This window comes from Colwellia sp. 5_MG-2023 (genome assembly GCF_030547795.1).
Lineage (GTDB): Bacteria > Pseudomonadota > Gammaproteobacteria > Enterobacterales > Alteromonadaceae > Colwellia.
The window spans coordinates 1-13942 of record NZ_JAUOPW010000045.1 but is presented as its reverse complement, the minus strand read 5'-3'; the positions used below and the strand labels follow the sequence as shown (position 1 = coordinate 13942).

At 34.1% G+C, this 13942-nt stretch carries 17 protein-coding genes; 8 read left to right on the top strand and 9 right to left on the bottom strand.

The window, feature by feature from the left end:
- Positions 1 to 642: 642 nt before the first annotated feature.
- The 4 genes from Q4496_RS17545 (at position 643) to Q4496_RS17530 (ending at position 2337) form a co-directional block, all read left to right on the top strand.
- A complete protein-coding gene (locus Q4496_RS17545) occupies positions 643 to 819 on the top strand; it encodes a DUF1328 family protein (RefSeq protein ID WP_159819628.1) in 177 nt (58 codons plus the stop codon).
- A 64-nt stretch (positions 820 to 883) separates the two neighbouring features.
- Entirely contained in the window at positions 884 to 1078 is a 195-nt protein-coding gene (locus Q4496_RS17540; RefSeq protein ID WP_215974612.1) for a hypothetical protein, read from the top strand.
- 105 nt (positions 1079 to 1183) lie between these two features.
- On the top strand, positions 1184 to 1666 hold the full coding sequence (locus Q4496_RS17535; protein ID WP_303610943.1) for a hypothetical protein: 483 nt from the start codon (positions 1184 to 1186) through the stop codon (positions 1664 to 1666).
- An 86-nt stretch (positions 1667 to 1752) separates the two neighbouring features.
- Positions 1753 to 2337, top strand: coding sequence for a YqaA family protein (locus tag Q4496_RS17530; RefSeq protein ID WP_215974614.1), 585 nt, complete (start codon positions 1753 to 1755; stop codon positions 2335 to 2337).
- Between the two features lie 251 nt (positions 2338 to 2588).
- Here Q4496_RS17530 and Q4496_RS17525 read toward each other — a convergent pair whose 3' ends face one another.
- The 3 genes from Q4496_RS17525 to Q4496_RS17515 are packed head-to-tail and all read right to left on the bottom strand — an operon-like array spanning position 2589 to position 3602.
- Positions 2589 to 2849, bottom strand: a complete 261-nt coding sequence (locus Q4496_RS17525) for a hypothetical protein (RefSeq protein WP_303610942.1) — start codon at positions 2847 to 2849, stop codon at positions 2589 to 2591.
- Between the two features lies 1 nt (position 2850).
- Positions 2851 to 3270, bottom strand: coding sequence for a hypothetical protein (locus Q4496_RS17520; RefSeq protein ID WP_303603152.1), 420 nt, complete (start codon positions 3268 to 3270; stop codon positions 2851 to 2853).
- 17 nt (positions 3271 to 3287) lie between these two features.
- Positions 3288 to 3602, bottom strand: a complete 315-nt coding sequence (locus tag Q4496_RS17515) for a DUF883 domain-containing protein (RefSeq protein WP_215974617.1) — start codon at positions 3600 to 3602, stop codon at positions 3288 to 3290.
- Positions 3603 to 4075: 473 nt separating this feature from the next.
- Between Q4496_RS17515 and Q4496_RS17510 the strand changes: the two genes are divergently transcribed.
- Both Q4496_RS17510 and Q4496_RS17505 read left to right on the top strand, forming a co-directional pair.
- The gene (locus Q4496_RS17510; protein WP_303610941.1) at positions 4076 to 5161 is read left to right on the top strand and encodes an endonuclease/exonuclease/phosphatase family protein; all 1086 of its coding nucleotides are present in this window, start codon (positions 4076 to 4078) and stop codon (positions 5159 to 5161) included.
- A 75-nt stretch (positions 5162 to 5236) separates the two neighbouring features.
- A complete protein-coding gene (locus tag Q4496_RS17505; RefSeq protein WP_303610940.1) occupies positions 5237 to 6355 on the top strand; it encodes an AI-2E family transporter in 1119 nt (372 codons plus the stop codon).
- Between the two features lie 137 nt (positions 6356 to 6492).
- Here Q4496_RS17505 and Q4496_RS17500 read toward each other — a convergent pair whose 3' ends face one another.
- The 3 genes from Q4496_RS17500 to Q4496_RS17490 are packed head-to-tail and all read right to left on the bottom strand — an operon-like array spanning position 6493 to position 9127.
- The gene (locus tag Q4496_RS17500) at positions 6493 to 7881 is read right to left on the bottom strand and encodes a HAMP domain-containing sensor histidine kinase (protein ID WP_303610939.1); all 1389 of its coding nucleotides are present in this window, start codon (positions 7879 to 7881) and stop codon (positions 6493 to 6495) included.
- Complete coding sequence (locus Q4496_RS17495) at positions 7862 to 8548, bottom strand: response regulator transcription factor (protein ID WP_215974621.1); 687 nt, start codon at positions 8546 to 8548, stop codon at positions 7862 to 7864. The genes Q4496_RS17500 and Q4496_RS17495 overlap by 20 nt, the downstream gene beginning before the upstream one ends.
- A 9-nt stretch (positions 8549 to 8557) precedes the next feature.
- The gene (locus Q4496_RS17490) at positions 8558 to 9127 is read right to left on the bottom strand and encodes a PepSY domain-containing protein (RefSeq protein WP_303610938.1); all 570 of its coding nucleotides are present in this window, start codon (positions 9125 to 9127) and stop codon (positions 8558 to 8560) included.
- Between the two features lie 397 nt (positions 9128 to 9524).
- Between Q4496_RS17490 and Q4496_RS17485 the strand changes: the two genes are divergently transcribed.
- Positions 9525 to 10880 carry a phytase gene (locus tag Q4496_RS17485; RefSeq protein ID WP_303610937.1) on the top strand — a complete coding sequence of 452 codons (1356 nt, stop codon included), beginning with the start codon at positions 9525 to 9527 and terminating at the stop codon, positions 10878 to 10880.
- A gap of 363 nt (positions 10881 to 11243) precedes the next feature.
- Positions 11244 to 11936 carry a VC0807 family protein gene (locus Q4496_RS17480; RefSeq protein WP_215974624.1) on the top strand — a complete coding sequence of 231 codons (693 nt, stop codon included), beginning with the start codon at positions 11244 to 11246 and terminating at the stop codon, positions 11934 to 11936.
- A 279-nt stretch (positions 11937 to 12215) separates the two neighbouring features.
- Here the strand turns inward: Q4496_RS17480 and Q4496_RS17475 are convergent, their stop codons facing one another.
- From Q4496_RS17475 to Q4496_RS17995, 3 genes are all read right to left on the bottom strand, one after another.
- A complete protein-coding gene (locus tag Q4496_RS17475) occupies positions 12216 to 12452 on the bottom strand; it encodes a hypothetical protein (RefSeq protein ID WP_303610936.1) in 237 nt (78 codons plus the stop codon).
- Positions 12453 to 12576: 124 nt separating this feature from the next.
- Entirely contained in the window at positions 12577 to 13197 is a 621-nt protein-coding gene (locus Q4496_RS17470) for a hypothetical protein (RefSeq protein ID WP_303610935.1), read from the bottom strand.
- A 135-nt stretch (positions 13198 to 13332) separates the two neighbouring features.
- On the bottom strand, positions 13333 to 13725 hold the full coding sequence (locus tag Q4496_RS17995) for an HNH endonuclease family protein (protein WP_368411065.1): 393 nt from the start codon (positions 13723 to 13725) through the stop codon (positions 13333 to 13335).
- Positions 13726 to 13942 lie beyond the last annotated feature (217 nt).

Below are 13942 nucleotides of genomic sequence, written 5' to 3'. Positions count from 1 at the left end.
TTCAAGTAAATTCTGTTCAATATTATTTCTGATAACTATCAACGGTTAATTCGATAGTGAAAGCACCTTCTACTCTTTACATCCCGCACCGTGTCACCAGTTCAAGTCCTGTATCGTCCACCACTTTTAATTCAAGTAAATTCTGTTCAATATTATTTCTGATAACTATCAACGGTTAATTCGATAGTGAAAGCACCTTCTACTCTTAATTTTATAATCATTATTCCTTTTATTTTCAGTTTAATTTATATTAGCTAAATTATTTGTTATAAGACTAAACGCCAAAATATGTCATTTTATTAAAATTTTTTTAATAAACAGTAGTAAAGATCTACCTAAATTACAGCTAACCTTTATTTAGCTTATTACCGATATAACCTTTATCCACATAAAATTATGCAAAGACCAATGATAACTCGACACATCTAGTCTCTTCACACGACTTCCGCGCTTTACTCTCTACTGCCACTTTGAAAATTATACATTCTTACCTTGTAATAATTACTATCACTTCAATCATTGCAATTAATAAATAAAAATAAAACATTAAATAACAAACACTTAAGAACTGGCACAACTGTCGCATTATATATAACGAATGTAATAACGAATGTATTATTTAACAAATTAATGGAGGTAGACATGTTGAATTGGGCAGTAACCTTTTTTGTTATCGCAATTATTGCAGCGATCTTCGGTTTTGGTGGTATAGCTGGTGCAGCCGCGGGAATGGCAAAAATTATATTTTTTATTTTTATCGTATTATTGGTTATTTCATTAATTGCCAATGCGTTACGAGGAAAAGCCCCTAGACCCTAAAGAAAGTTGTGAGCACAATAATTTCAAAACATTACAAACAGTTTATTTTTAACGGAGAATAACTATGAATATCAACAAAAACAAATCAATCTTGGTTTTAACACTTATTGCTGCTTTAAATTTAACAGCTTGTGCAGACGACCAAGTAGAAAATGCAGGTGAAAAAGTTGATGAAGTGATATCTGATACCGGCAATGCTATAGAAGATGCCTGTGAAAATGTAAAAGATGAAGTAGGTACTAAAGACAAAGACTGTTAGTTTTTAATCCTAACCATAAATACTGTTACTTATACGTAGCAGTATTTTTTTGATCGTAGTACTTAATAATTAAATGCTATTTATTTATAAGTAGGAAGAAAAATAATGAGCAATCCCCTTCACTTATTCATCAGAAAAATTTTTGCCCTATCATTTACACTAATTTTTTTAGGATTAGCCGCTGCTATTCTTATATCTTTAGTAATTAATGTATTTGATGGCATTGCAAGTGATATTGATATAATGCAAATATTTTTAAGTAGTATCAATACTGGTGTAATAGGTCTAGCTGTTTTTGAACTTGCATTGGTTATTAATAAAGAATATTCAAGTAATAAAGAAGATAAACAAGAAGATAAACAAGAAGATGATACTATTGCTACATTAAGAAGAACAATGCCTAGGTTTATTGGCACCGTATGCGTTGCATTATCACTTGAGGGGTTAATTATGGTTATAAAATATAGTCAATTAGATCTCGCGGGCAACCTATATTATCCAGTAGCGGTAATATCTTGTACTGCTCTATTATTAAGTGCTTTAGGTCTGTTTTTATACTTAACAAGTAAGCATACAGCCCACTCTTAATTTGATAACTTAAATGAACTGAATGATAGAAGAAAATAGTAACCCCCTCACCCGAAATATAAAAAGGACGCATCAAAAGAAGTACTATGAGCATTCAAGAAAAGGTTAAGAAAAAAACACATCAGTTCGTTGAGTCTAAATATATGCTTAGTAGTATTACTACCGCATCATTTTTAGAATCAACCATAGTACCTATACCTTTAGAAGCTGTTTTAGTCCCTTTAATGCAAGCACGTCGAGACAAACTTTGGCTTATTTCCCTTATGGCTACTTTAGGGTGTATTATTGGTGCTTTATTTGGCTATGCTATGGGCTATTTTTTATTTGACGCCGTTGGTGATTGGATTATAAGTACATTTTCAACTCCTGAGCAATTTGAGAATATTAAACAAAGCATGCAAAAACAAGGTTTTTGGTTTGTCATAACCTTAGGCATTGTGCCGGTACCATTTCAAATCGCGATGCTTGCGGCAGGCGCAACTAAATACTCACTTACGCTCTTCTTAATCGCAGCAACTATTTCGCGATCTATCCGTTATTTTGGTTTGGCAATTCTAGTGTATTACGCAGGTGACAAAGCTGAGAAAATGATCCGTAAACATAAAACTAAAACAATGATTATCTTAACTGTATTTATAATAACAGTATGGGGTGTCGTCAGCTTTATTTAATAATTTTATAACAGCTTACCTAGAACCCTCTCCTCATACGATACCTGAAAATAATTTAGGCTGTAGAAGTAATTTATTCTTAAGGCTCAAGGATATTGACAATAAATAATAATGAGAGCTTAAATGAAAGCTTAGAGTTGATAAAAAGGATTAATAATCTCACAATTAATTTAACAGTAAATTAACTAAAGAAAAGTTAAGCAGCGATCAGCAACACAAGTAATCTACAAGGTAATACACTAAATATTCTGCTACTGTAATTTAAATAAAATATTTAGTAGGGCTGTCCATTCAGGTTTTGATGAACTGTGTTTAGAATTATGACTATCATTTAATAATCCTTTAGCTAAACCAGCACCAAACGATGCTGCAAGCCCTTTTTCTGATGCCAATAAATTTTTCATGTTAGATTTGGCTGATAAGCTATTGTGCTTATCTAGCGCTGAAGCTGCGGTATATATTTGTTGAGTTTCTTCAACTTTTTTAATTTCGTTTTTGAGGATAAATTTCATACTATTCCCCTTCTATAATATCTGTAACTGTCGAATAAAAACCGACTAACTCCCATACAGATTTTAATTGTTTAAATAACCATAAACCAAGCAAGACATTAATTATTAATAAAATAACAATAGATAAACTAATAGAGTGAATAAGCTCATAAACCACTAAACCTGCGCCAATATTTAATAGTATCCATATTACTGCAGCTATAACAACGAGTGTTAAGCTAATAGCAAAAGATAATAAAATAGCACTGAGGCTAAGTTTAGCCTCAGCAACTACAAGGTTCTTAGACGCGATTAGTTTAGCAATTTTACTTCCAAATAACGCTTCAATACTTTCATATGTCTTGGTGAATGATGCTGATTGTGCGTTTGAATCATCATGAGGGGGCTGTTTGAAAACGCCCTCTTGCTCTGGAGTTTTCATACTAATTTACGCCTATATTATTTTCTTTTTAAAAAACTTGAAACCAACATACCTACTGAAAATGCGATACCAGCAGAAGCGACAGGATTTTCAATCGCATACTTTTTAACAGCTGACTTATTCCACTTGTCTTCTATTTCACTTTGCTTTTTCACAAATGTTTCTGAGCTATTATGTGCTGTTTCACGAATAGACTCCTCCGCTGAACCTACTTTTTCAGCTAATGCATCAACCGAATGATGCAATGAATCTTGTAATTTATCAGTCACTGAATGATCTTCTTGTATCGTTTTCTTAGTTGGAGTACTTACTGTTTTTTTAGTCGCTGACATAGTAATTTTTCCTTTTGTCGTTTAATAGAACGATGCAATTCTCATTGCCCTCGCTATAGTAGTGCAACTATCAAACCAATACTTAAATACTTAATTATCAATAACTTATTGTTTTGCTTTTGTTTTAAAAGTAATCTTAATGAAAAGTTTACAAAAGAAATTGAATAATTTTCACTCTATTAACTATGGACCGTAAATCTATAAGTAGTTGATAAGTAAAATTCAAACAACTAATAACATAGTACTATATGGAGGTAGCCGTGGCATTAGCAGCGAATAATGGTAAAGTTGTTCGCTACACGTAAAGTGGGTACCGATGATCTTAAGATATTTAGCTAAATAAGTTAGTAAAAAACAATAGCGATATTTATTTCAGGTATGATAATAAAGTATAAGTGTCTAGTTAGAATAGACTTTCTTATAATACAACGAAAAAATAATACTAAAGAATAATTCAATAATTAGGATATAAAATGCTTTCTGCTATAACGGCCCTAACATTTTTATTTGTTATCGCAACCATTATACCTTTATCACGCAGCTCTCATTGGCTGCTACGAGCCTTCGATTTTCCGCGATTACAATTTATTATTTGTGGCTTTATTTTACTCATCAACCAACTGATTTTTATGAAAATATCTACTATTTTATTCTTTGTTTGCTTTAGTCTAACGATATTTTCCATCGCTTGGCAATTATGGTGGGTTTTACCTTACACCAGGCTTTGGCATAAAGAAGTTGAATCATCAAAAGACAATGATGAAAAAAATCAATTAACAATTCTTAATTTCAATGTTCTTATGACGAATAGAGATGCTAAGGCCTTAGTAGAACTAGTTAAACGTCATAATCCTGATGTACTCGTCACCTTAGAGACTGATATATGGTGGGAGAATGCTCTGAGTACGCTAACCAATGAAATGCCTTATACTATTAATTGCCCTTTAGATAATTTATATGGCATGCATGTTTTTTCTAAACTTCCTTTGGCAGAGCAAGAAATTAAATATCTTGTTGAACAAGATATTCCGTCAATGCATACCTTGATAACACTCAGAAATGGCACTAAAGTTCGCGCTCACTTTCTTCATCCAGCGCCACCTAGTCCGACAGAAAATGAGCGTTCTTCAGAGCGCGATGCGGAATTGATAATGGTAGCGGAGAGCATTGCTAAAACTGAACAACCTGTAATAGTTTCTGGCGATCTTAATGACGTAGCTTGGTCGTCTACAACCCGCCTTTTTAGAAAAATAAGTGGTTTGTTAGATCCTCGTATAGGTAGAGGTATGTTTAATACTTTTCATACCTCATATATATTTGCGCGGTGGCCTTTAGATCATATATTTCATAGTAAGCACTTCACGTTAGCTAAAATTAAGCGCTTACCTTCTATAGGCTCAGATCATTTTCCACTACTTACAACACTCTCATATAATCCTAACAAAAAACAAAAAGGAATCACCGCTGAGCCTGAAGATATAAAAAGAACAAAGGATATTACCCAAGTAGAAAATGTTAGTCATCATGATGTGCCAGAGCCAGGTGAGTCGTGTAAGTAGAGTTAAGTAGGAAAATATAAGCTCATAATCGTTAAAATTACCCATTGAAGCACCTAAAACAAGGTTGGAATATAAGTGACATCAATCCCAGAAGAAAAAAAGACTGTAAATAAAAGCTTAGTTTGTCATATTACACTAACAGTTCTCGCTGTTATTTATACTGCATACTTTGCACAAGAATTAATTCTACTTTTAGTCGCTTCAGCGTTAATATCATTGTTATTAAGTTCAGGGGTTAATACCTTGGAGCGCTTTTATGTTCCAAGAGTATTGGGCGCGATATTTCTATTAAGTTGCTTAATTGTGCCTACCAGTGCATTAGTCAGTCAATTAGAAGAGCCGGTCACGAAATGGACAAAAATGCTCCCCAAAATTTCTACGCATATTTCAGAAAAGCTAGATGAATATCAAAATATTATCGACACTGAAAGTACTGATAATGTAAATAGTACACAAGAAATTAGCGATAGTTGGTTTTCATGGTTCAAAGAAAAGCCTAAAATTTCCAATAACTCTGAAAATAAATCGATGATTCAAACTCAATTGAAGGAATCATTATTTTCTTTTGCTGCTGAATTTATGGTTCTAGCTCCTTTTGCTCTTATACAGCTTATCACCGCCATCATTTTAATTTTATTTACACTGGTATATTCTCCCAAACTTTTTAGACACTATGTACAGCTTTTTGTGATTGAGAGTAGACAAAAAAAAGCATTTAAATTTGTACTAGACATACAGCAGCAACTATCTCGATATATATTAACCGTTAGTCTAATTAACTTATTTCTAAGCTTAATCGCAATGCTGTTATTCACGTTAATGGGTTTAGAAGATGCTTTATTATGGGGATTAATTGTCGGCTTTGTTAATTTCATTCCATTCGTTGGTCCCGCTTTTGCTTTAGGCGCTATTACGCTGGCAAGCTCTGTTCAATGGGGAACAGATATCAAGGTATTGATCGTTGTTTGTAGTGTATTATCACTTAATATACTTGAATCACAATTTATAACCCCTTTAGTTTTAGCTAAGAACATGCGTGTTAACCCTTTTATCATTATTGTTTGGTTATTAATCATAGGTTGGTTATGGGGTTTGATTGGATTATTGATTGCTGTGCCTTTACTTGTCTGTATAAAACTAATACTTACTCTGTTTGAACAAACACAGCCATGGGTTAAGTTTTTAGAAACCTAATGTACAAAAAGCTTTTATAAATAGGTTTTGAGGTCATTGGTTTTCTCCTTTGATCTCAATATTTCTTTAGACCTGGGTTTATAATGTATTAGTTTAGAATGCATGAGTTTAAAATAACTTATTCATTGCATAGTGACTTAATGCTTAAGTGTAATAGAAACCGTTAACCCAGGATTAGACGACGACATAGATATAGAACCTCCATGAAGTTCAACAATGGCTTTAACAATAGGAAGCCCTAAACCAAAACCATCCCCTTGGCGGCTAGAGTCTACTTGGTAAAGTCGCCGAAACACCGCGTCATAATACTCTTTAGCAATTCCAGGTCCATTATCACAAACAACAATGTCAATTTGTTGTGATGAAATATGGCATGTTAACGCAATATTTCCTGCTGCTTGGGTATATTTAATGGCATTATCGACAACATTAAAAATAGCGCGAAATAAAAGGTTTGGCTCCCCTTTAAGCCTTGATAAAGAAGATTCCTCATCTATTGTTATATTCAATGTCAGTTTTTGATTTTTTTCTTCGGCAAGTGGCGTCGCTAAGTCGATAACATCTTCACAAAGTGTTTCAATATTTACAGTCTTAAATGTACTTTTTGGGACACCTTTTTCTAATCGTGATAATTCTAACATGGCATTAAATGTGTCTATTATCTGATCTATTTCGTCTAACAGTGCTATACGCCATTGTGCATCTGCGCTGTTTTCATCAAATGCTGTTAAGCTATCTTCAACAGAAATACGAATGCGAGATAACGGTGTACGTAAGTCATGAGCTACATTGTCTGTTACTTGTGCGACTGAATTAATTAAATCATCAATTTCATCTAACATTTGATTAATTTGATCGGCAATCATGTCAAATTCATCTTGTTTGCTACTGATAGGCAGTCTTGATTTTAACCGTCCCGCTTTTACATTAGCAGTCAGTTCGCCTATCTGTTTCACTCTTGAGAGTACTCGCTGGTTTAATAAAAAACCTGAAATAAGTGTAACGATCAAGGCAAATAGTAAAGCGCCAACGCTTGCCGTTATAAAACGGCTTTCAAGAACCTGATAGTTATTATCAAATAATGCTATTGATAAACTACCAAATCGTGTCTCTAAATTGGTACCTAATACTATTTCAACGGTTGTTTCACCTAAGTGATTCACAACAGCTATTGGAAAGTGTTGTAACGATGGGAATTTTGCTAAATTTTTTGGCAAACTGCTTAAGTTACCAATAACATTATCATCATTTTTTAATACCAAAATAATTGCACCACTTCTATCAATTCGCTGTTGTATCGCTGTTTGAAAGTCGGCTTTAGTCATACTTGGACTATGAGAAAGGTCTGAAAATCCTTGTGCGGCAATGGTGACTTGTGTTGCTATTTGACGCTTTTGTTCACCCACGGTAAATTGATAAACCAGCGCCAAAATACTTGAACAAATAAGTAATACAATAAAGGTAAAAATTAAGGTGAAGCGCCAAATCGAGGTTCGGGTAAAAACTTTAAATCGTTCTAACCACATACCCGGCTCCTCGAACAGTATGTATAAGTTGAGGCTGACCGTTTTCTTCCAGTTTTTTTCTTAACTTTGCTACATGAACATCTATTACATTGGTCTTAGGATCAAAATGATAATCCCAAACTGATTCAAATAATAAAGTTCTTGAAATCACCTGACCTTGATGCTCTAGTAAATAGCGTAATAATTGAAACTCCTTAGGCTGTATCGTTAGCTCTTTACCATCTCTAACGACTTTATGACCTACCAAGTCCATTACTAAATTATCAATGGTAAGCTCTGTTGCAAGCCCATTTTTATGTGATGATGTACGATGGCGTTCAACCAGAATACTTGCTCGAATATACAATTCTTGAAAAGAGAATGGTTTAGTTAAATAATCATCACCTCCCGCCTGCAAACCTTTAATTCTCTCATCTACGTGACCTAATGCACTTAAAATAATTACTGGTGTCTTGATATTAGCCGCACGCATTGCCGATAATAATGCTAAACCATCCATTTTCGGCAACATACGGTCAAGTACAACAAGGTCATAACTATTACTTGTTGCAAAGAAAAGACCGTCAGGTCCGTTTTCTGCGGTATCAACTATATTTCCTTGTTCAACAAAACCTTTTTTAATATATTCAAGGGTTGTCTTATCATCTTCAATAACCAGTAATTTCATGCACTAAACCTACTTCTTAAATACAGGAATGATTTGATTATTATTAGCATCTACCAGCCAATCTTTTTCGCCATCATTGTCAATTGTTTCTAGCTCAAAAAATAATACACCTTGTTTATCTTCAACTTCTATTTCTTGTAATAATGCAGATTCATCAAGTTTTATCGCGTCAATAGCATCCAGAATAGAGTATTTCATTGTTGCTAACTTTTTAGCGGTAACAATACGATCATCTTCGAAGAACCATGAAAATAGGCGATTCCATTCTTTTTCAACCACTTCACCAGTTTGAATAGAAATAATCAATTTTATTTTTCTATCGGCTTCAATATCTATCAATTTAATTTCGTGAAAATATACATTGTTTTTATCGTCATCAAGATCATAACTATAAATAACGCCATTATATTCTTGTTGAACTTTTCTAATAACTTTTTGGGCCGTAATACCTGACTTGTCAATTATCGATTTAGCTACTGCTAACTCTTCTTTATCTGAGCCAGCCCAACTAGATGAGATTGTTCCGGCTGTAATTAAAGTAGCTAAAGTGAATGAGATTAGTGAGTTTAAACGTTTCATAATATTGTCCTCTGATTGGAATAGTAACAGTTTACCTTCCTCTTATTAAAGGCAATATTTACGTAACATTAATTATTGTTAATGATAGCGACTAAATCATCATCAACACCACTTGCAGCAATAACTGGGTTCCATAATTTAAAATAGTTTTCGCCTGCAAAAATATTGTTCGCTTTTCCGCCAGCTTCCGCTAGTAATGTTCCCTGCAGCTACGTAGGCTAAGCTTAATGCTCCATTACTACCTACAGTACCATATTGCCAAAACCTTTTTAATCACTATAAAACAACACCTTACATTATAATTCATCTTTATTAATAAAAGTTAATCTTAGGTTCATCTTCACTTTATAACGCATTAGGTACACTTATTAACAGTTAATAATTAGGAGTACACAAAATGAAATCAATTACTTTAATACCAATGGCTTTAACTTTAATAACCACGTCGATTATCAGCGTTGCGCAACCTGCCAAGCATATTACCACTGTTATACCAGCCATAGAAACACGCTCACATTATAGCGATGCTCAAGGTAACTTTACTGATGTTGATGATCCAGCCATTTGGGTTCATCCAACAGATAAAAGTAAAAGCCTAGTTGTTACTGCCCTTAAAAAAGGTGGTATTGATGTTTACAACATGCAAGGCGAACTTTTACAATTTATTAAACCTGAACCTGCTCCACCGTGTGAGAGTTCGGTGAAAAAATGTAAAAATAAAGCTGGCAGACTTAACAATGTTGAGATTGTTTATGACTTTAATTTAGATGGTAAAAGTGTCGATTTAGTTTTACTGTCTGATCGTGGTTTAGACAAATTGGCTATTTATACTATTGATGTTAATGCTGATAAGTTACTCACTTATGTAACAGCGCCAACAGCACCCTTAATTTTCACTAAAAATCAAAAAAAAGTTAATAAAGGCAACACGGCTTATGGTTTAGCGACAGCTAAAACCGATAAAACCATGGCTTTTGTTACCCAAAATAGTGAAACCCGTGTTGCCCAATTGGAAGTTTTCGATAATGGTAACGGCACGATCAGTTATAAAAATATAGCAAACTTAGATTTTCCTGAGAAATTTCTATTACCTGATAATAGCCTATGGACTCCTTGTTCAGAGGAAGATGGCGAACATCCTCATTTAGAAGGTATGGTTGCAGATATTGACAATAATGCCCTATTCCTTGCCCAAGAAGATGTGGGTATTTGGAAAGTAAGCCTTAGTGACGCTGCTAATAGCCAAAAATGGCAACTTATTTCTAAAGTAAATGCTTATGGCGTGCCTTACAGTCGCAAATGGAGTGACGCCGAAGACGAATATATTTGTAAGCTCGATACCAGTAAAGATAATGACTACGGTAATGACCACCTTATCGCCGATGTTGAAGGTTTAACCATTTATGATGGTGGCAACGGTAAAGGCTATTTACTTGCTTCAAGCCAAGGTGATAATACCATTGCATTATTTAATCGAATGGCACCTTATGAATACATTAATTCATTTACTGTCGGCGATGGCGATATTGATGGCGCAGATGAAACTGATGGCATGATGGTAGTAAATGCTAATTTTGGCAAAGAATTTAGCCAAGGTGTTTTAGTTATGCAAGACGGTGATAATAAGCCACCAAAAGGGTCATCGACTAAATCAGGTGTAAAACGAGAAAGTACCAATTTTAAATATGTTTCATGGAAAGGTATTGCTGAAGCATTAAACTTACCAATAAATACCGCTTTTAAACGTCAATAGCGCTCTTAATTTATGACGAAAAAACACCACAAAATTTTTGCTTTCGTGGTGTTTCTTATAATCTCCAGCCGGTGAGCATACATAAAACGTTTCATTTTCTACAGTCACGGAAACTGAAGCCGCAATTAGTGTTGCTCACATAACACTTTACTCTTGGAGCAAAGGGCTACTCCCCCGAAAACAAGTATATTTACTCTTAAATTCCTTAATACCAGCAAACTCATTGCAACCTAGTGTATGAATTCTTACATTTAAATAATAATGAATTCTTTGTGTTAATTCATAAGTATTTTATTATGTCAATTCAGAAACTTAAAGCTATAGCTTAGAAAGAACAGACAATAAATAAAGAGAGACTGATTAATGAGTTCAGAAAAACCTAAAAACAAACCTTTATTGGAAATAATATTTAATGTTGCGTTGCCTTCGTGGTTATTAATGAAGTTTTCAGGACCTGAATATTTAGGTGTGGTGCTTGGGTTGATTGTCGCACTATCATTTCCCATAGGTTATGCCATCTATGATTATGTAAGAACGAAAGAAACCAACTTTATATCAGTGTTTGGCTTTTTTAGTGTTTTGTTAACAGGTGGTATTGCACTATTTGAATTGAGTGTTGAGTGGTTAGCCATTAAAGAGGCTTCTATTCCTGGGTTAATTGCAGTGTTTGTAGTTTTCTCTGGTATATATGGCAAGCCTTTAATCGCAAAAATACTGTTAAATGAATCTATAATTGATGTAAATATGGTCTATAACAAATTAAATGACTTAGGGAAAATGAATGAATTTGTTACTAGGATGGCATTTGCCAATCATTTATTGGCATTAACCTTTGTTTTTTCGTCAATTATGAATTACTTGCTGGCAAAATGGCTTGTTAAAAGCCCTGCTGGTACGGTTATGTTTAATGAAGAGCTTGGTCATATGACATTAATGAGCTATCCCGTTATTGCCATACCATCAATGTTAATGCTGGTTGGCCTTTTGATTTATGTGACGAAGGTGATTAAAGAATTAACAGGATACAAATATACGGAATTAATGATCCAACAGTAAACTTTTAGCCATAAGCAGACATTAAGCCTTTGCAAATTCATGAGCATATTTAAGTCAATATTGGCCAGCATGTTCTTCTCACTTATAGGGCTGGTTTAAACTCAAAGTGGACTGTGGTAGGTTATTCCAAACGTCATTTTTTCGTATATCTGACGAATTCATTTGAATATTTCCAAGCTCGTCTTGGATTGTTGTACTTTGGCATGAGACACCTCTTCTTTAGTTAGATTTTGGTGTCCGTTTTATCGGGGGAGGAGCAATCACCTTGTTGATTTCTTGTTAGGTGTTTTTATCACTTTTGTCTGGAATATCATTGCACAAAGCACACTCTACACCTTTACGTGATTGATATAGTCTTGAACATATAAACACTGCTGTTGTAATCAATGACCAAGTACAAGCAAAAATTAATGCTTCTTGAACTGAATGCTGTTTAAGCAACTCAACTATAAAAAGTAAGGCTGCTACCCCAAGAAGTACTTTTAATGCTCTAACGAACCAAAACTTAAATCCCATTTGAACTCCAAACCTGAGAAACATCTAACGCTTTGCCAAGGGGCAAAAGATAGTTGGTTAAAATAGGCGACGAAGGAGCAAAAAGCAACTGTTTTTTGTCCTTGTTTAACAGCTTGTTAGCATTCTACTGCTTGATACACTCTTTGGGGGTGATGCTGTATTGGCTTATAAATTTTCCGTTTTTGTCTTTGTAAATATAATTGATTTTGTAACCTTCAGAAAAGAACACCTGAAATTGTTGAATACCACAGGTACTAGGCTTTATTGATTGCTCAAAGTTGTCATTAAGAATACCAATATCAATTTCTGAAACTAGTAAATTTACCAAAGTAAAACTAAGACTGTAGTCCTTCGATTTTTGATCGATTGAAGCTAAATCCATACGGGTTTCTTCATCAATCATTTTTGGAAGGCCTTTATTACTATTTGCAACAGCCAAATCGATCGCATTAACTTCAGCTTGTTTATAGGCAACAAGAGTCCCAGCACTGAAATCAAGAATGAACCCAATAATTGCTCCAATAAAAAATCCAATTATTTTACGTTTATGCTTTAAAGCCCAGATGGACATAAATAAAAGTCCAGGCCATAGAATTGAGCCTATTAAAGTAGAAGCTTTAGGTGAGTTACCAGTAAGCGCAGGCAGAAATACAGCACTTACTTGTCCGATGGTTGCAATAACTAGAGTGGCAATTGCTACTTTTAGCCAGATGCTACTCTTATTTTTAGCTACTTCTTGATCCATTTGTGTATCCATACTCTGAGCCTATATTTGAAATGCTAACCCTTTGCTAAGCGGCTAAAAATGGCTGGCTATAATAGCGAGGTACGAGCACAGCCAGCTTTTTGTGTCCGTTTAAGCAACTTGTTAGTTTTTACTTTACGCGTAAGGTAGATGCCAGATTGCTTTAGCTTGTTTTGCTAAATACTTTTGTCTAGCTTTAAGGTTATTTTGGTTCCACTTTTGATAACCGAATCTTTTTGTTAATTCATATCTACTCGTTTCATAAACACCGGATTTATGTTCAAAGTTTTTGTTACCTATAACACGATTTTTGTCTGGCTCTAATAATGTAAAATTGCCGAGCCTATAAATAAAACTCTCTTCGATATCTTTAGGGAAATTTTCATTCCACTCAGTCGATGGATTTTCAGGTAAAACATGTTCGAGTGAGCCGTTATCATACTCAAAATCAAATGAGTGCTCGGATAGATGATTTTCGATGCTATAAACTATATACCTTGCTAATTTAGCAGATCTTTTAGTTCTTATTGAATTAATTAATTAATCATGCTAATTAATCATGCCACCCACAATAACGGCAGAAAAATTAATCATGCCACCCACAATAACGACAGGCAATAATGAAAAGTCTCTTGAGCTTTTTTTGGGTTACTCAAATATTGATTAATTCGAGGGAATTAAGATTATCTGCTGACATATTATGAATGTTGCTGAAATGGTTGAATTTAAGCCGAGTTAAAACCGT

Excerpts from the sequence above, each read along its gene's own strand:
- Q4496_RS17545 (WP_159819628.1), top strand. The coding sequence starts at position 643 with ATGTTGAATTGGGCAGTAACCTTTTTTGTTATCGCAATTATTGCAGCG.
- Q4496_RS17540 (WP_215974612.1), top strand. The coding sequence starts at position 884 with ATGAATATCAACAAAAACAAATCAATCTTGGTTTTAACACTTATTGCT.
- Q4496_RS17535 (WP_303610943.1), top strand. The coding sequence starts at position 1,184 with ATGAGCAATCCCCTTCACTTATTCATCAGAAAAATTTTTGCCCTATCA.
- Q4496_RS17530 (WP_215974614.1), top strand. The coding sequence starts at position 1,753 with ATGAGCATTCAAGAAAAGGTTAAGAAAAAAACACATCAGTTCGTTGAG.
- Q4496_RS17525 (WP_303610942.1), bottom strand. The coding sequence starts at position 2,849 with ATGAAATTTATCCTCAAAAACGAAATTAAAAAAGTTGAAGAAACTCAA.
- Q4496_RS17520 (WP_303603152.1), bottom strand. The coding sequence starts at position 3,270 with ATGAAAACTCCAGAGCAAGAGGGCGTTTTCAAACAGCCCCCTCATGAT.
- Q4496_RS17515 (WP_215974617.1), bottom strand. The coding sequence starts at position 3,602 with ATGTCAGCGACTAAAAAAACAGTAAGTACTCCAACTAAGAAAACGATA.
- Q4496_RS17510 (WP_303610941.1), top strand. The coding sequence starts at position 4,076 with ATGCTTTCTGCTATAACGGCCCTAACATTTTTATTTGTTATCGCAACC.
- Q4496_RS17500 (WP_303610939.1), bottom strand. The coding sequence starts at position 7,881 with ATGTGGTTAGAACGATTTAAAGTTTTTACCCGAACCTCGATTTGGCGC.
- Q4496_RS17495 (WP_215974621.1), bottom strand. The coding sequence starts at position 8,548 with ATGAAATTACTGGTTATTGAAGATGATAAGACAACCCTTGAATATATT.
- Q4496_RS17490 (WP_303610938.1), bottom strand. The coding sequence starts at position 9,127 with ATGAAACGTTTAAACTCACTAATCTCATTCACTTTAGCTACTTTAATT.
- Q4496_RS17485 (WP_303610937.1), top strand. The coding sequence starts at position 9,525 with ATGAAATCAATTACTTTAATACCAATGGCTTTAACTTTAATAACCACG.
- Q4496_RS17480 (WP_215974624.1), top strand. The coding sequence starts at position 11,244 with ATGAGTTCAGAAAAACCTAAAAACAAACCTTTATTGGAAATAATATTT.
- Q4496_RS17475 (WP_303610936.1), bottom strand. The coding sequence starts at position 12,452 with ATGGGATTTAAGTTTTGGTTCGTTAGAGCATTAAAAGTACTTCTTGGG.
- Q4496_RS17470 (WP_303610935.1), bottom strand. The coding sequence starts at position 13,197 with ATGGATCAAGAAGTAGCTAAAAATAAGAGTAGCATCTGGCTAAAAGTA.